Source organism: Pseudomonas sp. B21-047 (assembly GCF_024748775.1).
In the GTDB taxonomy this organism is placed as follows: Bacteria; Pseudomonadota; Gammaproteobacteria; order Pseudomonadales; family Pseudomonadaceae; genus Aquipseudomonas; species Aquipseudomonas capeferrum.
This window is the reverse complement of sequence record NZ_CP087169.1, coordinates 1,274,670-1,294,815: the sequence shown is the minus strand read 5'-3', so window position 1 is coordinate 1,294,815 and position 20,146 is coordinate 1,274,670. Positions and strand designations below refer to the sequence as shown.

The 20,146-nt window shown below is 62.1% G+C and carries 23 protein-coding genes; 10 read left to right on the top strand and 13 right to left on the bottom strand.

Going from position 1 to position 20,146, the window contains the following annotated elements:
- Window positions 1-78: 78 nt before the first annotated feature.
- Genes arsC through LOY26_RS05945 form a run of 3 tightly spaced genes read left to right on the top strand, consistent with a single transcriptional unit; the run spans window position 79 to window position 1,440 of the window.
- Window positions 79-432, top strand: a complete 354-nt coding sequence (gene arsC, locus LOY26_RS05955; protein ID WP_033700832.1) for an arsenate reductase (glutaredoxin) — start codon at window positions 79-81, stop codon at window positions 430-432.
- Window positions 429-1,034 carry an NAD(P)H:quinone oxidoreductase gene (gene wrbA, locus LOY26_RS05950; RefSeq protein ID WP_033700833.1) on the top strand — a complete coding sequence of 202 codons (606 nt, stop codon included), beginning with the start codon at window positions 429-431 and terminating at the stop codon, window positions 1,032-1,034. Before arsC ends, wrbA begins: the two co-directional genes overlap by 4 nt.
- Window positions 1,027-1,440, top strand: coding sequence for a DUF2069 domain-containing protein (locus LOY26_RS05945; protein WP_186654529.1), 414 nt, complete (start codon window positions 1,027-1,029; stop codon window positions 1,438-1,440). Before wrbA ends, LOY26_RS05945 begins: the two co-directional genes overlap by 8 nt.
- 30 nt (window positions 1,441-1,470) lie before the next feature.
- Here the strand turns inward: LOY26_RS05945 and LOY26_RS05940 are convergent, their stop codons facing one another.
- The gene (locus tag LOY26_RS05940) at window positions 1,471-2,142 is read right to left on the bottom strand and encodes a DNA-3-methyladenine glycosylase I (RefSeq protein WP_186654525.1); all 672 of its coding nucleotides are present in this window, start codon (window positions 2,140-2,142) and stop codon (window positions 1,471-1,473) included.
- A gap of 4 nt (window positions 2,143-2,146) precedes the next feature.
- Complete coding sequence (ttcA, locus tag LOY26_RS05935) at window positions 2,147-2,971, bottom strand: tRNA 2-thiocytidine(32) synthetase TtcA (protein WP_033700837.1); 825 nt, start codon at window positions 2,969-2,971, stop codon at window positions 2,147-2,149.
- Between the two features lie 262 nt (window positions 2,972-3,233).
- On the opposite strand from ttcA, the gene LOY26_RS05930 reads away from it, so the two are divergent.
- Together LOY26_RS05930 and LOY26_RS05925 are read left to right on the top strand one after the other, a co-directional pair.
- Window positions 3,234-3,833 (top strand): Yip1 family protein, encoded by a 600-nt coding sequence (locus tag LOY26_RS05930; RefSeq protein ID WP_033700838.1) that lies wholly within the window; start codon window positions 3,234-3,236, stop codon window positions 3,831-3,833.
- Window positions 3,834-3,973: 140 nt separating this feature from the next.
- Entirely contained in the window at window positions 3,974-4,468 is a 495-nt protein-coding gene (locus tag LOY26_RS05925; RefSeq protein ID WP_186654522.1) for a SprT family zinc-dependent metalloprotease, read from the top strand.
- A gap of 89 nt (window positions 4,469-4,557) precedes the next feature.
- Here the strand turns inward: LOY26_RS05925 and fpr are convergent, their stop codons facing one another.
- Window positions 4,558-5,337 (bottom strand): ferredoxin-NADP reductase, encoded by a 780-nt coding sequence (gene fpr, locus LOY26_RS05920; protein WP_033700840.1) that lies wholly within the window; start codon window positions 5,335-5,337, stop codon window positions 4,558-4,560.
- 120 nt (window positions 5,338-5,457) lie between these two features.
- Between fpr and finR the strand changes: the two genes are divergently transcribed.
- Window positions 5,458-6,384 carry a LysR family transcriptional regulator FinR gene (finR, locus tag LOY26_RS05915; RefSeq protein WP_033700841.1) on the top strand — a complete coding sequence of 309 codons (927 nt, stop codon included), beginning with the start codon at window positions 5,458-5,460 and terminating at the stop codon, window positions 6,382-6,384.
- Here finR and LOY26_RS05910 read toward each other — a convergent pair.
- From LOY26_RS05910 to LOY26_RS05900, 3 genes are all read right to left on the bottom strand, one after another.
- Window positions 6,381-6,743, bottom strand: coding sequence for a diacylglycerol kinase (locus tag LOY26_RS05910; protein ID WP_027595832.1), 363 nt, complete (start codon window positions 6,741-6,743; stop codon window positions 6,381-6,383). The genes finR and LOY26_RS05910 overlap by 4 nt on opposite strands.
- 73 nt (window positions 6,744-6,816) lie before the next feature.
- On the bottom strand, window positions 6,817-7,467 hold the full coding sequence (gene erdR, locus LOY26_RS05905; RefSeq protein WP_027595831.1) for a response regulator transcription factor ErdR: 651 nt from the start codon (window positions 7,465-7,467) through the stop codon (window positions 6,817-6,819).
- Window positions 7,468-7,690: 223 nt separating this feature from the next.
- Window positions 7,691-8,401: a tRNA-uridine aminocarboxypropyltransferase gene (locus tag LOY26_RS05900; protein WP_033700842.1), complete on the bottom strand. Its 711-nt coding sequence runs from the start codon at window positions 8,399-8,401 to the stop codon at window positions 7,691-7,693.
- A gap of 217 nt (window positions 8,402-8,618) precedes the next feature.
- Between LOY26_RS05900 and LOY26_RS05895 the strand changes: the two genes are divergently transcribed.
- Window positions 8,619-9,038, top strand: a complete 420-nt coding sequence (locus LOY26_RS05895; protein WP_033700844.1) for a quorum-sensing-regulated virulence factor family protein — start codon at window positions 8,619-8,621, stop codon at window positions 9,036-9,038.
- A gap of 9 nt (window positions 9,039-9,047) precedes the next feature.
- Here the strand turns inward: LOY26_RS05895 and LOY26_RS05890 are convergent, their stop codons facing one another.
- Entirely contained in the window at window positions 9,048-9,260 is a 213-nt protein-coding gene (locus LOY26_RS05890) for a hypothetical protein (protein ID WP_033700845.1), read from the bottom strand.
- Between the two features lie 304 nt (window positions 9,261-9,564).
- Here LOY26_RS05890 and LOY26_RS05885 point away from each other — a divergent pair, with 304 nt between their 5' ends.
- Window positions 9,565-10,683: an LOG family protein gene (locus tag LOY26_RS05885; RefSeq protein ID WP_033700846.1), complete on the top strand. Its 1,119-nt coding sequence runs from the start codon at window positions 9,565-9,567 to the stop codon at window positions 10,681-10,683.
- A gap of 307 nt (window positions 10,684-10,990) precedes the next feature.
- Here LOY26_RS05885 and recX read toward each other — a convergent pair whose 3' ends face one another.
- The 4 genes from recX to LOY26_RS05865 all read right to left on the bottom strand — a co-directional run bounded on the left by recX (window position 10,991) and on the right by LOY26_RS05865 (window position 14,259).
- Window positions 10,991-11,461 carry a recombination regulator RecX gene (gene recX / locus LOY26_RS05880; protein ID WP_186654519.1) on the bottom strand — a complete coding sequence of 157 codons (471 nt, stop codon included), beginning with the start codon at window positions 11,459-11,461 and terminating at the stop codon, window positions 10,991-10,993.
- A gap of 22 nt (window positions 11,462-11,483) precedes the next feature.
- The gene (recA, locus tag LOY26_RS05875) at window positions 11,484-12,551 is read right to left on the bottom strand and encodes a recombinase RecA (RefSeq protein WP_033700849.1); all 1,068 of its coding nucleotides are present in this window, start codon (window positions 12,549-12,551) and stop codon (window positions 11,484-11,486) included.
- A 103-nt stretch (window positions 12,552-12,654) separates the two neighbouring features.
- Complete coding sequence (locus LOY26_RS05870) at window positions 12,655-13,137, bottom strand: CinA family protein (protein ID WP_033700850.1); 483 nt, start codon at window positions 13,135-13,137, stop codon at window positions 12,655-12,657.
- Window positions 13,138-13,191: 54 nt separating this feature from the next.
- Window positions 13,192-14,259, bottom strand: coding sequence for a hypothetical protein (locus LOY26_RS05865; RefSeq protein ID WP_186654513.1), 1,068 nt, complete (start codon window positions 14,257-14,259; stop codon window positions 13,192-13,194).
- Between the two features lie 184 nt (window positions 14,260-14,443).
- Here LOY26_RS05865 and mutS point away from each other — a divergent pair, with 184 nt between their 5' ends.
- Both mutS and fdxA read left to right on the top strand, forming a co-directional pair.
- Complete coding sequence (gene mutS / locus LOY26_RS05860) at window positions 14,444-17,017, top strand: DNA mismatch repair protein MutS (protein ID WP_033700852.1); 2,574 nt, start codon at window positions 14,444-14,446, stop codon at window positions 17,015-17,017.
- A gap of 140 nt (window positions 17,018-17,157) precedes the next feature.
- Entirely contained in the window at window positions 17,158-17,481 is a 324-nt protein-coding gene (gene fdxA / locus LOY26_RS05855; protein WP_027595821.1) for a ferredoxin FdxA, read from the top strand.
- A gap of 500 nt (window positions 17,482-17,981) precedes the next feature.
- On the opposite strand, the gene rpoS is transcribed toward fdxA, so the two are convergent.
- The gene (gene rpoS / locus LOY26_RS05850) at window positions 17,982-18,989 is read right to left on the bottom strand and encodes an RNA polymerase sigma factor RpoS (protein WP_033700853.1); all 1,008 of its coding nucleotides are present in this window, start codon (window positions 18,987-18,989) and stop codon (window positions 17,982-17,984) included.
- A 108-nt stretch (window positions 18,990-19,097) separates the two neighbouring features.
- Entirely contained in the window at window positions 19,098-19,955 is an 858-nt protein-coding gene (locus LOY26_RS05845) for a peptidoglycan DD-metalloendopeptidase family protein (protein ID WP_047581647.1), read from the bottom strand.
- Between the last annotated feature and the right edge of the window lie 191 nt (window positions 19,956-20,146).

Genomic DNA, 20,146 nt, shown 5'->3' with positions numbered 1-20,146 from the left:
TCCTTCTCGAAGTTTCAAGCAAATGGTTCAGTCGCTGCGGTTAGAATAGCCGCCACACCCAGCTGGATGCGACCCGACATGACTGACCTGACGCTCTATCATAACCCGCGCTGCTCTAAATCCCGCGGCGCGCTGGAACTGCTCGAAGCCCGTGGCCTGACGCCAACCATCGTGCGCTACCTCGAGACACCGCCGGACACCGCCACCCTGGCAGCCCTGCTCGGCAAGCTAGGGATCGCCCCGCGCCAGCTGCTGCGCACCGGCGAAGACGAATACAAGGACCTGAACCTGGCCAACCCGGCCCTGACCGACGCGCAACTGATCGACGCCATGGCTCAGCACCCTAAGCTGATCGAGCGGCCGATCCTGGTGGCCGGCGACCGCGCCGTGATCGGCCGCCCGCCGGAGAAGGTGCTGGAGATCCTGCCGTGAGCCAGCCCTTCATCCTGGTGTTGTATTACAGCCGCCATGGCTCCACCAGCGAGATGGCCCGGCACATCGCCCGCGGTATCGAAATGGCCGGTATGGAGGCACGCCTGCGCACGGTGCCGGCGATTTCTACCGAATGCGAAGCCGTGGCCCCGGACATCCCGGCCAGCGGCGCGCTGTACGCCACCCTCGACGACCTGCGCCATTGCGCCGGCCTGGTGCTGGGCAGCCCGACCCGCTTCGGCAACATGGCCGCGCCGCTGAAGTACTTCCTCGACGGCACCAGCAGCCTGTGGCTGGGCGGTGAGCTAGTCGGCAAGCCGGCTGGGGTGTTCACCTCCACCGCCAGCCTGCACGGTGGCCAGGAAACCACCCTGCTGTCGATGATGCTGCCGCTGATGCACCACGGCATGCTGGTGATGGGCCTGCCCTACAGCGAGTCGGCATTGCTCGAAACGCGTGGCGGCGGTACACCGTACGGCGCCAGCCACCATGCCGGTGCCGACGGCAAGCGTGAGCTCGATCAGCACGAAATCACCCTGTGCCGCGCCCTCGGCCAACGCCTGGCAACCACGGCCAAGGCCCTGGAGGCCGCGCGTGGCTAGAAAGCCCAAGGTGTTGCCTCCGCTGGACTGGCTGGCACCGCGCCTGCGCCTGACGCGGGCGTTGAGCCTGGCCTGCTTTTTTGGGCTGATCGCGTTGCTGGTGGCGAACAACCTGTGGTTCGCCAACTTGCACGGGGCACGGGTCGAGGTAATTCTGGCGGTCGAGCTGGTGCCGCTGCTGTTGCTGCTGCCGGGTATGCTCACGGGCAGTGCCCGGGCGCATGCCTGGACCTGCTTTGTGGTGAACATCTACTTCATCAAGGGGGTGCTGGCGGCGTTCGACCCGGCGCGGGCGGTGTTTGGCTGGATTGAGGTGATCGTGAGCCTGGGGCTGTTCGTCAGTGCGTTGCTGTTCGTGCGCTGGAAGTTCCAGCATGAGCGGCGCCTGGCGGGCGAAGGGGCTTGAGTTCAGGGCTGCTTTGCAGCCCCCGCAATTTCAGTGGTTGACGGTATGCGCCAGCATCACCGACAACTGGCACAACGGCCGCCCGCTCTCTTCGTGCCACTGGTTGAACGCCTGCTGCACCAAGGCCAGGTCTCGCTGGCTGGTCGGTTGCTTGTCGATCACCTTCTGCGCAATCAGCGCGGCGGCCATGTCGTCGGTAGGGATAAACGTATCCTTGCCGACCATGCGCAAGAAGCGCGGTGCCGACAAGCCGCCCAACTGGTTGCCCTGCTTGGCCAGGTACTTCCACAAGCCGACGATGTCGGTCACCGGCCAGTCGGCGATGAACGCGCCGAAACTGCCCTTCTCCTTTGCCACATCAAGCACCATCTGCGCATTGCGCGGCACGCTCTTGAGCTTGCCCAGGTGGCGGATGATGCGCTCGTCCTGCATCAACCGCTCCAGGTGCTCGGCGCCCATCAGCACCACCTTGTGCGGATCGAAGCCAAAGAACACTTGCTCGAATGCCGGCCACTTGGCATCCACCAGGCTGTGCTTGAGCCCGGCGCGGAACACGCGCAGGGCCAAGGTCGACAGGTAGCGATCGTCACTGATGCCACGCAGTTGCGCAGGCGTGCGTGGCTGCGGCAGAAAGGCCTCAAGGGCCTGGGCCGAGCCGAAGCGATTCAGGCAGTACTCATGCAGCCACTGGTAATCGCGCATGGGGTCAGATGTTCAGCACGTCGAGAAAACGCGGCGTGGCGCTTTCGTCGATCTTCAGGCTGGTGAAATCGAACAGGTTGCGGTCCGCCAACTGCGACGGCGCGACGTTCTGCATGGCGCGGAAGATGCTCTCGGTACGGCCCGGGTGCTTGCGCTCCCACTCCACCAGCATGTCCTTGACCACTTGGCGTTGCAGGTTTTCCTGCGAGCCGCACAGGTTGCACGGGATGATCGGGAATTCGCGCATGTCCGAGTAGGCCTGGATGTCCTTCTCGCTGCAGTAGGCCAGCGGGCGGATCACCACGTTACGGCCATCGTCGGCACGCAGCTTGGGTGGCATGCCCTTGAGCGAGCCATTGAAGAACATGTTGAGGAAGAACGTCTCGACCATGTCGTCGCGGTGGTGCCCCAGCGCCATCTTGGTCGCGCCGATTTCGTCGGCGAAGGTGTACAAGGTGCCACGGCGCAGGCGCGAGCACAGCGAGCAGGTGGTCTTGCCTTCGGGGATCAGTTCCTTGACCACCGAGTAGGTGTCTTTCTCGACGATGTGGTACTCGACGCCCAGGGTCTTGAGGTAGGCCGGCAGCACATGCTCGGGGAAGCCGGGCTGCTTCTGGTCCATGTTCACCGCCACGATCTCGAACGAGATCGGCGCCACCTTTTGCAGGTGCAACAGAACGTCGAGCATGGTGTAGCTGTCCTTGCCGCCGGACAGGCAGACCATGACCTTGTCGCCATCCTCGATCATGTTGTAGTCGGTGATGGCTTCGCCAGCGAGACGACGCAGGCGTTTTTGCAGTTTGTTCTGGTTGACCGAGAGGGTGCCCATAGCGCTTGGATCCGCGAGGTGTGACAAAAGCCGGCTATTTTACGCACAAACCGCGCGGCGCTGTAGGCATTCCGATAAAGACTTCAAGGTAATCAGCAGGCGGTCTTACAGCGCAATTTGCTCTAAAAAGCGCGGTTTGTGCAGGTAACGGCTTCCTATACTGCGACATAAGGCCACATTACCGCTTGCATTGGTGTTCGGGCCTCGGGCCGCTTGCGCTCCATCTGGGGGGCGTTTGGCAACATTGAGAGGAGTGATCGGCATGATTCATCACGTTGTGGGGCTGTTTACCCATCCCGATCAGGAATGGCGGGAAATTCGTGGCGAAGAAGAATCCATCAGCCACATGTACCTGACGCACACCTTGATCCTGGCGGCGATCCCTGCCGTTTCCGCATTCATCGGTACCACCCAGGTCGGCTGGGTGATTGGCGACCGGCCGGCAGTGATGCTGACCATGGAAAGCGCTATCTGGATGAGCATCATGTCCTACCTGGCGATGCTCGCCGGGGTGGCGGTAATGGGCGCGTTCATCCACTGGATGGCGCGCACCTACGATGCCAACCCGTCCATGGCGCAGTGCATTGCCTTCGCCACCTACACCGCCACGCCGTTGTTCCTCGGCGGCCTGGCGGCGCTCTACCCGCACCTGTGGCTGGGCATGCTGCTCGGCACTGCAGCCATCTGCTACACCGTGTACCTGTTGTATGTCGGCTTGCCGACGTTCATGAACATTCCATCCGATGAAGGCTTCCTGTTTTCCAGCTCGGTGCTGGCGGTAGGCCTTGTGGTACTGGTGGCGATCATGGCCGCGACCGTGATCATCTGGGGACTGGGCGTGGGGCCCGTCTACACCAACTAGAGCAACCCAACGAGATCCAACCAACACTGGGGCATCAACCAGAGGCCGCCGCAAGGCGGCCTCTGGCTGTGCGCTGACCGGTGGCTCGGCAAGCCGCCAAGGCTTGCGGCATAATGCCCGGCAAGGAGAATTACCCCGCCATGCCAGAGCTGCTCAGACAACGCGTCGAAACCTGTTACCAGCAAGCCGAAACCTTCTTCAAACGCCCCTTCCCGCGCCCGGAAGTCAGCTTCAAACTGCGCGGCCAGAAGGCCGGCGTTGCCCACCTGCACGAGAACCTGCTGCGCTTCAACCTGCAGCTGTACCGCGAAAACCACGAAGACTTCCTGCGCCAGACCGTCGCCCACGAGGTGGCGCACTTGGTGGCTCACCAGCTGTTTGGCGAGCGCATCCAGGCCCATGGCGAAGAGTGGCAACTGATCATGCGTGGGGTGTATGAGCTGCCACCCAACCGTTGCCACAACTATGAAGTGCAACGGCGCGTGGTAACCCGCTACATCTATCGCTGCCCGTGCCCGCAAGGTGATTTCCCGTTTACCGCACAGCGGCACAAGCTGGTGCGCCAGGGGCGACGGTACCTGTGCAAGCGCTGCCGGGAGATTCTGGTGTACAGCGGCGAGACGCGCGTCGAATAGCCCACACCGACCTCCCCCGCAAACAGCACCTCCCTCAGCAGCAAAAAAAAGGCGACCCGAGGGTCGCCTTTTTCGTACCAGCCTGCGCCTTACTTCTCGACGAAGGCACGCTCGATCAGGTAGTCACCCGGCTCACGCATACGGGCGGAGACTTTCAGGCCGAAGCTGTCCAGCACTTCGCTGGTCTCATCCAGCATGCTTGGGCTGCCGCAGATCATCGCGCGGTCGTCCTGCGGGTTGATCGGCGGCAGGCCGATGTCGCTGAACAGTTTGCCGCTGCGCATCAGGTCGGTCAGTCGGCCCTGGTTCTCGAACGGCTCGCGGGTCACGGTCGGGTAGTAGATCAGCTTGTCGCGTACCGACTCACCGAAGAACTCGTTCTGCGGCAGGTGCTCGGTGATGAACTCGCGGTAGGCCACCTCGTTCACGTAACGCACGCCGTGAACCAGGATCACCTTCTCGAAGCGCTCGTAGGTTTCCGGGTCCTGGATGACGCTCATGAAAGGGGCCAGGCCAGTGCCGGTGCTCAGCAGGTAGAGGTGCTTGCCCGGGTTCAGGTCGTCGAGGACCAAGGTACCGGTAGGCTTCTTGCTGATGATGATCTCGTCGCCTTCCTTCAAGTGCTGCAACTGGGAAGTCAGCGGGCCGTCCGGCACCTTGATGCTGAAGAACTCCAGGTGCTCTTCCCAGTTCGGCGAGGCGATGGAATAGGCGCGCATGAGCGGGCGACCGGTTTCCTGCTGCAGGCCGATCATCACGAACTGACCGTTCTCGAAGCGCAGGCCCGGGTCACGGGTGCACTTGAAGCTGAACAGAGTGTCGTTCCAGTGGTGCACACTGAGGACACGTTCGTGGTTCATGTTGCTCATCGATGGGGCTCCTGAAGAAAGACGCAGCGCGCGCAAAACGCGCAGTTGCGCGATAGTTTAGGGGCAGCGACAATATCTGTTAACTGAATTATCAAGATATGTGTTATCGGTTATATAGATATGCGATTCACACTCCGTCAGCTTCAAGTCTTCGTCGCCGTGGCCCAGCATCAAAGCGTCTCTCGAGCCGCCGGCCTGCTGTCGCTGTCGCAGTCGGCTGCCAGCACCTCCATCACCGAGCTTGAGCGCCAATCCAGCTGTCAGCTGTTCGATCGCGCCGGCAAACGCCTGAGCCTCAACGCCCTGGGCCATCAACTGCTGCCGCAGGCCGTGGCCCTGCTCGACCAGGCCAAGGAAATCGAAGACCTGCTCAATGGCAAGTCCGCCTTCGGTTCGCTGGCGGTCGGCGCCACACTGACCATCGGCAACTACCTGGCGACCCTGCTGATCGGCAGCTTCATGCAGGTGCACCCGGAAAGCCAGGTCAAGCTGCACGTGCAGAACACTGCGCATATCGTGCACCAGGTCGCCCACTACGAAATTGATCTGGGTCTGATCGAAGGCGATTGCAACCACCCTGACCTTGAAGTTCAGCCTTGGGTCGAGGACGAGCTGGTAGTGTTCTGCGCGCCACAACACCCCTTGGCGACGCTAGGCCACGCGGATATCCAGACATTGTCCCAGGAAGCCTGGATTCTTCGCGAGCAGGGCTCCGGTACACGCCTGACCTTTGACCAGGCCATGCGCCATCATCGCGCCAACCTCAACATCCGCCTGGAGCTGGAACATACCGAGGCCATCAAGCGCGCGGTGGAATCAGGCCTGGGCATCGGCTGCATCTCGCGCCTGGCCCTGCGCGATGCGTTCCGCCGCGGCAGCCTGGTACCGGTGGAAACGCCGGAGCTGGACTTGATGCGCCAGTTCTACTTCATCTGGCACAAGCAGAAGTACCAGACGTCGGCCATGCGCGAGTTTCTTGAGTTGTGCCGCAACTTCACCGCGGGCTTTACCCGCAGTGACGAGATCGTGCTGCCACCAATCGCCTAGAGCAGAATCACACCCCAGACCAGGGCAACCATGGTCAGCGCCACCAGTTGCGCAGCGCTGCCCATGTCCTTGGCGTTTTTCGACAAGGGGTGGCGCTCAAGCGAAATACGGTCGATGGCGGCTTCCACCGCCGAGTTGAACAGCTCGACGATCAGGCCCAGCAGGCACACCGCGATCATGATCGCCCGCTCTGCGCGGCTGACCGGCAGCCAGAAGGCCGTCGGGATCAGCAGCACGTTGAGCAGGACCAGCTGACGGAACGCGGCCTCGCCCTTGAAGGCGGCGCGCAAGCCGTCCAGCGAATAGCCGGCGGCGTTGAAGATGCGTTTGAGGCCGGTCTGGCCTTTGAATGGCGACATGTGCGTCACTTCACCGATAAAAGGCCGGCAGACTAATCCAGCGTGGGTCAAAAAAGCGTGAAGAGGCAGGCAGTTAGTGGCTGGCAACCGATTCAAGTTGTTGCAGCAACAAGGCCGCCTGGGTGCGAGTACGCACGCCCAGCTTGCGGAAGATCGCCGTCACGTGGGCCTTGATGGTGGCCTCCGAGACGCTGAGCTCGTAGGCGATCTGCTTGTTCAGCAAACCTTCACAAACCATGGTCAGTACGCGGAACTGCTGCGGCGTGAGGCTGGCCAGCCCTTCGCTGGCGGCCTTGGCCTCAGCCGAAACGTCGACTTTCTCGAACGCCTGCGGTGGCCACCAGACCTCGCCGTCCAGCACCTTGCGCACGGCGTCCTGAATCACTTCCAGCGGGCTGGACTTGGGGATGAAGCCACTGGCGCCAAATTCGCGCGACTTGACCACAACCGCTGCTTCTTCCTGCGCCGATACCATCACCACGGGGATCTGCGGGTATTGCCCACGCAACAGTACCAGCCCGGAGAAGCCATAGGCGCCCGGCATGTTGAGGTCCAACAGCACCAAATCCCAGTCGGCTTTCTCGCTCAGGCGGGTTTCCAGTTCGGCAATGCTCGCAACTTCAACCAGGCGTACATCGGCGCCAAGGCCCAGGGTAACAGCCTGGCGCAGGGCGCCACGAAACAGCGGGTGGTCATCGGCAATCAGGATTTCGTAAGTGGCCATCGATCTAAGGATCCTGTTCTGTGCCAGGCGCGTGCGGGGTAGTCAGGGCGCTTGGCGGAAAGGCACGGCAAAGTCCGGGGTAACAGCATTTTCGGCGTGCCCGAATCGGCGCCAAGGATGCCGAGCACGGTCGGGGTGGTCAAGACAATTGCCCTGCCGTCCTCGCCCACCCTGGCTGCCAGCCCCGTCATTATGAACCAATCCGGCATCACTGCCCCTTGGACTATAGGAAGGTATGCAAACGCTGATGCGCGTCGTCCTGCTCGTCCAGCGGCAAATGCCGCTTGGCGCTCAGGTAGTGCAGGCTGAACACGTCCAGGTAGGCGTCCAGGGCCTGCGAGGCACGCTGATCGCCAGCCAGTTCCAGGCACATGGCGGCCACTTCCGCCGTGCAGAAGTGGTCGTCACGCTTGGAACGGCGCAAGCGGTAGCGCGACATCTGTTCGGCTTCAAGGCTCAGCACCGGGAAACGGTCCAGGTAGGGGCTCTTGCGAAACATCTTGCGCGCCTCGGTCCAAGTGGCGTCGAGCAGTATGAACAACGGCCGTTTACCGGGCTCGCGCACCACCTGGTTGACTACCCGCTCTTGGGCAACGAACTCGCCGGGGAAGACGATATAGGGCTGCCATTGAGGCTGTTCGAGCAGCGCCAGCAGGTTGTCATCGACTGCAGTGCGCTGCCAGCCGAAGGCCGAGGTGTCCTCGACCAGGTCGGCAATCAGCCAACCGGTGTTGGTCGGTTTGAGTGGCTCAGTGTCGTGCATCAACAGGCACACACCCGACTCCGCCGGCACCCGGGGCTTCCAGGCACACAGGCAATGGCTGGCAATGACCCGGCATTGCGGGCAACGGACGGCCCGAGAACCCCGGGCAATGAACGGCTTGTTGCTGCGGGCCAGGCGTTCGGCGCGCAGGCGCGCTACCGCGTGGCTCATGCTGGCAGGCCTTTGGAAAGGTTGAAGATGGACACTGCGAGGGCTCGGAAACTCAAAACGCAAGTCTACCAGAGCGGGCGTCATTTGCCGTGCAGCGGGACTGGCCGGCCCCTTATAATCGACACTTTGGCGCACCCGACCAGCCGTCAAGCGACCCTCAGGGAACGCCACCTGCCGGCGCATGTCAAACCGCCAGTCAATGAACCAGGAGAGATACATGCTGCGCCTTATCGTCCCGACCTTGAGCCTTTTGCTCACCCTGCCCCTGGCGGCCCAGGCGGCGTCCAAGCAGGACTACGATCTGAACAAGATGCTGCAAAAGGTCGCCAAAGAGAGCAGCGTCGGCACGCCCCGCGCCGTCAACGAAGACATCCTCGACCAAGGCTACACCGTCGAAGGCAAGGCCCTGGTCAACCACCTGAGCGTGCGCCAAAGCCATGCCGAGCGCATGCAGGGCAACCCGGAACAAGTCCGCAGCCAACTGGGAGACAGCGTTTGCCGTAACAGCGGTTACCGTAACCTGATGTCCAAGGGCGCTGTGATGGTCTATCGCTTCACGGTGTACAAGACCAACCAACCAGTCATGGACCAGGCATTCGATGCCGCCAGCTGCGTTGCGGGCAACAAAAAGAAGTAAACCGATGACCTAGACCACCCGCTGGTCATCAGGCGCGCGCCACTGCTCTTCTTCGGCATCGGCGCGCAATTCTGCCAGAAGCGCCTGTAGATAGCGTGACTGGCACTCCAGCTCCGAAAGCCTGCGACGACACTCTGCCTCAAGGCTCAGGTGGTGCACCTGCGCCGCATTTTCCAGCTGCTGATAGAGCTGCTGGTCCACCTCGATGATCAAGCGATGCATACCGCCACCTCCTGCATCGATACGTTTCGCTTCCCCAGTTAACCAAACCCTCAGCGCCATTGGGTGCGCGCCGACCAGCGGCGGCTGCAATGACTGCGGCACGATCAGGCGCGAGGGTCTAGATTGATATCGAGTACACCCGAATCGACGAGATGGATTGATTGCTACTGCACCCTGGCCGTGAAGGCCTACTGCAACGCTCGAACTGCACACTCGAGCATCAGCAGCCAGCGACGCATGCAGTGTCGCGGCCGGGAGACCCCATCGACCCGGTCAGAGGTTTTGCTGCAGAAGGAGACGTTGAATGCCTTACCAACCCAATGAGCTGTTGTTCAATCATTTCAGGGACAACAACATCGACCTGAGCAAGATCGACGAACAACTGCAACTCGTTGCACCGAACAGCCCCAATCTGCCCCTGTACCGCGACATGATGCTGACCATCCTGCGCATGGCCCACGACGACACCGATCGCTGGAGTGCCAAGATCACCCTGCAGGCGTTGCGCGAGCTGGACCACTCGTTCCGCGCCCTGGAACGCTACAAGGGCCGACGCAAGGTGACAGTATTCGGCTCGGCCCGAACGCCACTGGAACACCCGATGTACGCCCTGGCCCGCGAGCTGGGCGCCACCCTGGCCCGCTCCGACCTGATGGTCATTACTGGCGCCGGTGGTGGCATCATGGCTGCAGCCCACGAAGGGGCCGGCAGCGAACACAGCCTGGGCTTCAACATCACCCTGCCCTTCGAGCAACATGCCAACCCCACGGTGGACGGCACCGACAAACTGTTGCCCTTCCACTTCTTCTTCATTCGCAAGCTGTTTTTCGTCAAGGAAGCCGATGGCCTGGTGCTCTGCCCGGGCGGGTTCGGCACGCTGGATGAAGCACTCGAAGTGCTCACCCTGATCCAGACCGGCAAGAGCCCTTTGGTGCCGGTGGTGTTGCTCGACTCACCCGGTGGCAGCTTCTGGCGCGATTGCCTGGCCTTCATCAGCCGCCAGCTCGAAGAGAACCGCTACATCCTGCCCAGCGACCTCAAGTTGGTGCGCCTGGTGCACAGCGCCGATGAGGCGGTGGAGGAAATCAACCAGTTCTACAGCAACTACCACTCCAGCCGCTGGCTGAAGAACCAGTTCGTGATCCGCATGCATCACCCGCTCAGCGAGGCTGCGCTGTATGACATTCAGGAAGGTTTCGCCGATTTGCGCCTGAGTGGCAAGTACCACCAGCACGCCGACAGCGGCGCGGAGCATGAGGTAGGTAACTTCAGCCACCTGACCCGGCTGTCGTTCGCCTTCAACGGCCGCGACCAGGGCCGGCTGCGCGAGCTGGTGGACTTCATCAACCTGCCGGAGAACTGGGCCAAGCCGCAGCCCATGCACACGACCCAGCGGGCCAGGGAGGCGTTGAAGGTCAATTGAACCACCCACCGCCGGGTAGGGGTAAATCGGCCTCTGCGAATATCGCGGCCTCTGTAGGAGCGGCCTTGCGTCGCGAAAGGGCTGCGCAGCGGCCCCTCTGCAACGACACAGAACCTGGGGCCGCTACGCGCCCCTTTCCGACCGGTCCGGCGCCCCGGCAAGGCCGCTCCAGGAAACCGTGAGGTTTCAGTAATCGTCGAGGTCGCGAAAGGGCTGCGCAGCGGCCCCTCTGCAACGACACAGAACCTGGGGCCGCTACGCGCCCCTTTCGCGACGCAAGGCCGCTCCTACAGGGAACCGTGAGGTTTCAGTAATCGTCGAGGTCGCGACCACTAAGCAACCGGCTGATCATCTCCATGGAGAAACCACGGTAGGCCAGAAAGCGGGTCTGCTGACCACGGCTGCGGGGATCATGGGGGCGCTGGCCGGCAAACTTGCGCTGCCAGACATCCATCAGCCGCTGCGCCCAGTCCACACCGCTTTCACGCAATGCCTGATCGATATCGCCACGCGCCAGGCCGCGCTGGCCAAGCTCTTCGCGTATACGCGCAGGGCCATAGCCGGAATTGGAGCGATACCGGATGAAGCTTTCGAGGTAGCGGACTTCGCTGAGCAGCCCTTCTTCGGCGAGCCGGTCGAGCTCAGGCTCGATCAACTCATCCGAAGCGCCGCGCTGACGCAACTTGCGCGTCAGCTCGACGCGACCATGCTCACGTCGCGCGAGCAGGTCCATGGCTGTCCGCCGAATGGCGACGGGGGTGTCGAGTACGGCGGACATAATCGGCTAACTACAACCGCTATCAATAACCGGCTTCGGCATCAGCCACGTCGTCGGCCTTGGCCTCGACTGCGGCAGCCTTGCCTGCTTCGGCGGCAGCACCAGCCTTGAGCAGCTTCTCGCGGATCTGCTTCTCGATCTCGGCGCCAATGGCCGGGTTCTCAGCCAGGTACTTGGCGGCGTTGGCTTTACCTTGGCCGATCTTGTTGCCCTGGTAGGCGTACCAGGCACCGGATTTCTCCACCAGCCCCTGAGAAACACCCAGGTCGATGATCTCGCCGTTGCGGTAGATGCCCTTGCCGTAGAGGATCTGGAACTCGGCCTGACGGAACGGCGGCGAGACCTTGTTCTTGACGATCTTGACGCGGGTTTCGCTGCCGACCACTTCGTCGCCTTCCTTGACCGCGCCGGTACGGCGGATGTCCAGGCGCACGGAGGCGTAGAACTTCAGGGCGTTACCACCGGTGGTGGTTTCCGGGCTGCCGAACATCACGCCGATCTTCATACGGATCTGGTTGATGAAGATGACCAGGCAGTTGGCGTTCTTGATGTTACCGGTGATCTTGCGCAGCGCCTGCGACATCAGACGGGCCTGCAGACCCACGTGCATGTCACCCATCTCGCCTTCGATCTCGGCCTTGGGGACCAGAGCAGCCACGGAGTCGACGATGATCACGTCAACCGCGTTGGAACGCACCAGCATGTCGGTGATTTCCAGGGCCTGCTCGCCAGTGTCCGGCTGCGAAACCAGCAGGTCGTCGACGTTGACACCCAGCTTGCCGGCGTATTCCGGGTCGAGGGCGTGCTCGGCGTCGACGAAGGCGCAGGTGGCGCCGTTCTTCTGGGCTTCGGCGATGACCGACAGGGTCAGGGTGGTTTTACCCGAGGACTCCGGGCCGTAGATTTCGACGATACGGCCTTTTGGCAGGCCGCCGATACCGAGGGCAATGTCCAGGCCCAGGGAACCGGTGGAGATGGCCGGGATGCCAGTGCGCTCGTGGTCGCCCATGCGCATGACCGCGCCCTTGCCGAATTGGCGTTCGATCTGACCCAGGGCCGCAGCCAAGGCGCGTTTCTTGTTGTCGTCCATTGAAATCCTCACGTGTTCGACTTGGCCCTGATGGCCGGAATACCTGTATAAGTAGCCAGTATTATTCCACAGCGAAGCGCGCGAGCAAACCCCTGTCGTCGATTTACTCGGCACCAAGCTGTAACAAGCCGTCTAGCGCGGCGATCACCGTTTGTCGGCGCACCGCATCGCGGTCGCCGTCAAACTGGCGGCGTTCGCTGAAGACATGGCTGCCATCGGCCCAGGCCAGCCACACGGTGCCCACCGGTTTGGCCGGCGAGCCACCGTCTGGCCCAGCCACCCCGCTCACCGCCACCGCAAACCGTGCGCCGCTGGCGGCTTGCGCCCCCCGGGCCATGGCTTCGACCACTTCCTGGCTGACCGCACCCACCTGGCCGAACAGCGCCTCGGGCACCCGCAGCTGGCGGGTTTTCTGGGCATTGGAGTAGGTCACGTAGCCGGCTTCGAACCAGGCCGAACTGCCGGGAATGCGGGTGATGGCCTCGGCGATGCCGCCGCCGGTGCAGGATTCGGCAGTGGTCACCTGGGCGTTGAAGCGGCGCAGGTGTTCGCCCAGGCGGGCGGCAAGCGTGGTGATCGGGTCCATGTCAGGCTCCTTGAAGACTGGGCACTACCCTACCACCCCATGACCAGTACAGCCTCAGGAAACCTTCAGGCTGTCCCGGGCAATCGCACTGAACGCAAGCTCGTCGCGCGGCCCAAGGCGAGGCAGCCCGGCTGGCCACTCCTGGGTCCAATCCAGGCCGCCCAGCTTGCGCATGTCCTCGATCGCCGAACGCCACCAGATCACCTTGCAAGCACGCTGGTAATCGTCACTGCCGATGACACTGCCATAAAGAAGCTTGCGGCCGATACCGCGCAGCTCTGGTGGCACGCGCTTGAGGCTCCACTTGACCGATAGCCGGTTGAGCCAGGACGGCACCGGGCGATGCGCCGGCACCTTCAAGGCCAGGCCAGGCATCTTGGCAGCAAAATGTTCACCGTGACGGGCGAAGAAGATCTCGAGGATGGCGTGGATGTATTGCTTCATTGCAAAGTAGTGGCTGATCACGCCACGCGCCTGGTTGATCTGCGCACCGTGCAACTCGAACGAGAAAGCGATCTGCTCGATGGTGTGCAACGCTTGCGCGTAGGGTGTCCATGCATCGATACGCTGGATCGCACGCTCGGCGATACCGGCGTTGTCACGGGTAAAGCCCATGACGCCGCTGTTGCACAGCAGCAGCTCGTCGGCCGGCGCAGCGCCATCACGGGCAAGCCCTGTGGTGAAGCCCCGGTAGTAGTCACTGCGTGACGCCTCGGCCCAGCTCATCTCGATTTCGTCCACCAGGTACTGCCCGACATCTACTTGGCTGAACAGCTTCTGCGGCGTTTGCAGGAAGACCGTGTCGGTATCGATGAACACCGTCTTGTCCGCCCATTGCCCGGCATAGGCAATGGCGCAGGCCTTGCGCCGATGCGTGTAGCCACCGTCCCCGGTCCAGGCGTGCAGCGTCTGCTCATCCAGCGCGATCACCTCGACGGGCCACCCTGCGAAGGCCTGCGGCTGGTCGGTCAGCACACGGATCACCGGCAGCTCGGCCGGCTTGCAGCGAGCCAGGGCTGTGAGGATGCTGAACTTGGCCTCCAGCTGATAAATCCGGCGCTCACCATAAAGGAGGTAGATCAGCTGTTGCTTTACATAAGGGACACTGCTGGACAGGTTCATCTACGTCACGGCTGGGGGCAGGCAAAAAGGCCGAGCATTCTAGTGGAGTAATCGGCGAAGCTCCATCACTGCCCGCCGAACTGCGCGCACATGCCCTACCGCAGCCGCCTGCATCTGGATGAAAAAGCCTGTACCATTGCCGGTTTTACCATCGCCAACCAGATCACCCGCTGTAAGGCCCTGAATGTCTGATCTCTCCGCACACACCCCGATGATGCAGCAGTACTGGAAGCTGAAGCACCAGCACCCGGACCAGCTGATGTTCTACCGCATGGGCGACTTTTACGAGATCTTCTACGAAGATGCGAAGAAAGCCGCGAAACTGCTGGATATCACGCTGACCGCGCGCGGTCAGTCGGCGGGCCAGTCCATCCCCATGTGCGGCATTCCCTTCCATTCGCTCGAAGGTTACCTGGCCAAACTGGTGAAGCTCGGCGAATCGGTGGTGATCTGCGAGCAGATTGGCGACCCAGCCACCAGCAAGGGCCCGGTGGAACGCCAGGTGGTGCGCATCATCACCCCCGGCACGGTCAGCGACGAAGCGCTGCTCGACGAGCGCCGCGACAACCTGATCGCCGCGCTGCTGGGCGATGAGCGCCTGTTTGGCCTGGCGGTGCTGGATATCACCAGTGGCAACTTCAGCGTGCAGGAGATCAAGGGCTGGGAAAACCTGCTGGCCGAGCTCGAACGGATCAACCCGGTCGAGCTGCTGATCCCCGACGACTGGCCGCGCGACCTGCCCGCCGAGAAGCGCCCCGGCGCGCGCCGCCGTGCGCCTTGGGACTTCGACCGCGACTCGGCACGCAAGGCGTTGTGCCAGCAGTTCGCAACCAAAGACCTCAAGGGCTTTGGCTGCGACAAGCTGACCCTGGCCATTGGCGCTGCCGGCTGCCTGCTGACCTACGCCAAGGAAACCCAGCGTACCGCCCTGCCGCACCTGCGCAGCCTGCGCCACGAACGCCTGGACGACACGGTGATCCTCGACGGCGCCAGCCGCCGCAACCTGGAGCTGGACATCAACCTGGCGGGCGGGCGCGACAACACCCTGCAGTCGGTGATCGACCGCTGCCAAACCGCCATGGCCAGCCGCTTGCTGAGCCGCTGGCTGAACCGCCCGCTGCGTGACCTCAAGGTGCTGCAGGCGCGCCAGGACTCTATCCGCTGCCTGCTCGACGGCTACCGCTTCGAAAAGCTGCAGCCGCAGCTCAAGGAAATCGGCGATATCGAGCGGATCCTCGCCCGTATCGGCCTGCGCAATGCCCGCCCACGCGACCTCGCCCGCCTGCGTGATGCCCTCGGCGCCCTGCCCGAGCTGCAGAACGCCATGGCCGAACTGGAAGCGCCGCACCTGGCGCGCCTGGCGGCCATCACCGGCACCTACCCGGAGCTGGCCAGCCTGCTGGAGCGGGCAGTGGTCGACAACCCGCCGGCGGTGATCCGTGACGGCGGCGTGCTCAAGGCCGGCTACGACAATGAGCTGGACGAGCTGCTGGCGATCAGCGAGAACGCTGGCCAGTTCCTGATCGACCTGGAAGCCCGCGAGAAGGCCCGTACCGGCCTTGCCAACCTCAAGGTCGGCTACAACCGCGTGCACGGCTACTTCATCGAACTGCCGACCAAGCAGGCCGAACAGGCTCCGGGCGACTACATTCGCCGCCAGACCCTCAAGGGCGCAGAGCGCTTCATCACGCCGGAGCTCAAGGCGTTCGAGGACAAGGCACTGTCGGCCAAGAGCCGCGCCCTGGCCCGCGAGAAGATGCTCTACGATGCCTTGCTCGAAACCCTGATCAGCCACCTGGCACCGCTGCAGGACAGCGCCGCCGCCCTGGCCGAGCTGGACGTGCTGAGCAACCTCGCCGAGCGCGCACTGAACCTTGACCTGAACTGCCCCCGCTTCGTCGACGAGCCGTGCCTGCGCATCGAACAGGGCCGGCATCCGGTGGTCGAGCAAGTGTTGACCACGCCGTTCGTGGCCAACGACCTGGGCCTGGACAACAGCACCCGCATGCTGATCATCACCGGCCCGAACATGGGCGGTAAGTCCACCTACATGCGCCAGACCGCACTGATCGTGCTGATGGCGCACATCGGCAGCTTCGTACCGGCAGCCCAGTGCGAGCTGTCGCTGGTGGACCGTATCTTCACCCGTATCGGCTCCAGTGATGACCTGGCCGGCGGGCGCTCGACCTTCATGGTCGAGATGAGTGAAACCGCCAATATTCTGCACAACGCCACCGACCGCAGCCTGGTGCTGATGGACGAAGTAGGCCGCGGCACCAGCACCTTCGACGGCCTGTCGCTGGCCTGGGCCGCCGCCGAGCGCCTGGCCCAGCTGCGCGCCTACACGCTGTTCGCCACGCACTACTTCGAACTCACGGTACTACCGGAGAGCGAACCGCTGGTGGCCAACGTGCACTTGAATGCCACCGAGCACAACGAGCGAATCGTCTTCCTGCACCACGTACTGCCAGGCCCTGCCAGCCAAAGCTATGGCCTGGCCGTGGCCCAACTGGCCGGGGTGCCCACTGCCGTGATCCAGCGTGCCCGCGAGCACCTGGGCCGCCTGGAAACGGCGAGCCTGCCGCACGAGCAGCCGCACAGCACAAAGGCCAAGGACGCGCTACACGTCCCGCACCAGAGCGATCTGTTCGCCAGCCTGCCACACCCGGCCATCGAGAAGCTGGGCAAGCTGGACCTGGACGACATGACCCCGCGCCAAGCTATCGAAATGCTATATCAACTAAAGAACCTGTTATAACGGCGCCCACTACAAGCTGGTAGAATCCGCCGCGGTTTGCTGGTGCTGCAGGTTATTAGCCTGGCCTGCAGCCACATACCCGTAAACCGCGCGGCCCTGAGAGGAAGGGCCGCCGCCGTCGCCTGAGGAGAGAACTAGAAATGACCTTCGTCGTCACCGACAACTGCATCAAATGCAAATACACCGACTGCGTGGAAGTCTGTCCGGTGGACTGCTTCTACGAAGGCCCGAACTTCCTGGTCATCCACCCGGACGAGTGCATCGACTGCGCACTGTGCGAGCCGGAATGCCCAGCGCAAGCCATCTTCTCGGAAGACGAAGTGCCATCGGGCATGGAGAACTTCATCGAGCTGAACGCCGAACTGGCGGAAATCTGGCCAAACATCACCGAGCGTAAGGACGCCCTGCCCGACGCTGAAGAATGGGATGGCAAGACTGGCAAGATTGCAGACCTGGAGCGCTGATAGCGCCCGGAAACGAAAAAGGCCCATGCGGGCCTTTTTTCATTTTCAGCAGGCAAAAAAAAGGGGCGGTTTGACCCGCCCACATTTTTTCCGTAGTCCCTGATTGTCCCAAACATCGTCCTGATGAAATCGCTTCTTGCGATGTCCTTGGCCTTCTCCCTGAAAGCCTGTGCATGTCCGTGTGCACAGTTCGAATACTAGCGATTTCAGGGGGGCAGACAACCGCAGAACCTCACAGGATATTGCCGTGGACACATTTCCTCGCATCCAAATAAATCATGTTTTTCAATGAGTTAAGATTAAACCGGATCTGAAAACGACAATGATTTACTGATGGTTGCATAGATTGCTTACACAACAAGTAAGCAATCGCTTACACGCAATGTTACTGGGGTGGCGCATTACACAATGCCGGCTGGCAGATACGGTGCAGCAGTGCTGTTGCGCGCATACAAAAACGCCCCGAACTATCGGGGCGTCTTGTGCTTGCGAACAGCGTGTTACTGGAACAACGACTCGCTGGACAGACCGTTCTTCTCGAGGATCTCGCGCAGACGCTTGAGCCCCTCTACCTGGATCTGCCGTACACGCTCACGGGTCAGGCCGATCTCCAGGCCAACATCCTCCAAGGTGCTACTCTCGTGCCCGCGCAGACCAAAGCGACGCACTACCACCTCGCGCTGCTTGTCGGTCAGCTCTCCCAACCACTGATCGATGCTCTGCGACAGGTCGTCATCCTGCAGCAGCTCACACGGGTCGGTCGGGCGGTCATCGGTGAGGGTATCGAGCAGCGTCTTGTCCGAGTCTGGGCCAAGGGAAACGTCCACCGACGAAACCCGCTCATTGAGCCCCAGCATGCGCTTGACCTCAGCGACAGGCTTCTCCAGCAAGGTGGCGATTTCTTCTGGCGAAGGCTCGTGGTCGAGCTTCTGGGTCAGCTCCCGCGCGGCACGCAGGTAAACGTTGAGTTCCTTGACCACATGGATCGGCAGGCGAATGGTGCGGGTCTGGTTCATGATCGCCCGCTCGATGGTCTGGCGAATCCACCAGGTCGCATAGGTCGAGAAACGGAAACCACGCTCCGGGTCGAACTTCTCGACCGCGCGGATCAGCCCCAGGTTGCCTTCCTCGATCAGGTCGAGCAACGACAGGCCGCGATTCACGTAACGACGGGCAATTTTGACAACCAGGCGCAGGTTGCTTTCGATCATGCGCTTGCGGCCGGCGGGGTCGCCTTTTTGCGACAGGCGCGCAAAATGCACTTCCTCCTCCGGCGACAGCAGAGGCGAGAAGCCGATTTCGTTGAGGTACAACTGGGTAGCATCAAGTGCCCGAGTGTAATCGATGTACTTGTGCTGCTTGAGCGAAGAGCCGGACTTGGCCCTGGTCCGAACCGAAGGTACAGCAGGTTCGTCTGACACCACATCCGTTTCCAAAACGATGCCCGTCTCCATTAGGAGGACGTCATCGTCGATGTCAAACTCCGGCGCTTCTTTATTGAGAGCCATTGTTATAGTCCTTTGCTGAGTTCGAACTCAGACTCGAGCGGCACCTGTATCCCTGGCAGCGCTGGAGCCTGTCCCCTCTACATCACAGGAACAGGCCGGGTACAACAATCAACGGCGTGGCAGGAACTGGAGTGGATCGACGGGTTTGCCCTGGCGGCGAATCTCGAAATGCAGCTTCACCCGATCAGTGCCCGTGGACCCCATTTCAGCAATCGACTGCCCAGCCTTGACCTGCTGCCCCTCCCGAACCAAAAGCCTGCGGTTGTGACCGTAGGCACTGACGTAGGTATCGCTGTGCTTGATGATGATCAGCTCGCCGTAGCCCCGCAAGCCACTCCCGGCGTAGACCACTGCACCACCAGACGCAGCAAAAACAGGCTGTCCCAAATCACCGGCGATATCAATGCCTTTATTCAAACTACCGTTTGAAGCAAATTTTCCAATCAGCACGCCGTTGGCCGGCCAGGTCCAGCCCCCTACCGCACGCTCTGCAGCCGGCACGGTAGCCACCACCGGCGCAGGGGTTGTCGGGGCCGTGGTTGCCGGCTTGGTGGTACTGGCAGGTGCGCTGCCGGCGCTGCCAACAGGCCGACGGATGACCGTGGTCTTGCTCGAGGACGACGGGCTGGACACCACCGTGGTGCTGCCCGTGGAACCACTGCTGAATCGAATCGGCTGGCCGGGGCGAATGGTATACGGCGCCGGGATGCCGTTACGGGCAGCCAGCTCCTTGTAGTCCCAGCCATAACGGAAGGCGATGGAGAACAGCGTATCGCCCGGCTTGACGATGTATTGCCCGGAGGTCACCGTCGGCCGCTTGGGCGCTGCATTGTTACGGTCGACCACCCGCGCACTCGTCGAGCTGGTGCTGGAGCAACCCGCCAGCAAGGTGCCCATGGCCAGTGCAAGCACCAGAAGCTTGAAACCCGCCCAATCCTTGCGCTGCCGAATGCCTGTGTGCCCCACCCGCGCTCCCCTCATGGTGCCGAATACCGAAATAACGATAAGAAATGCAATATTGTTGCAATTATAACCGAGCCCACCTGCATTAGGTGGGCGGCTGCAAAAGCCCGCTACCGGCAGCGCCATAGCGAATCACCCCGCCAGATAGACAGGGCGATAGCGCAAGAATTCGTCGCTGCCGTAAATATTCCGTG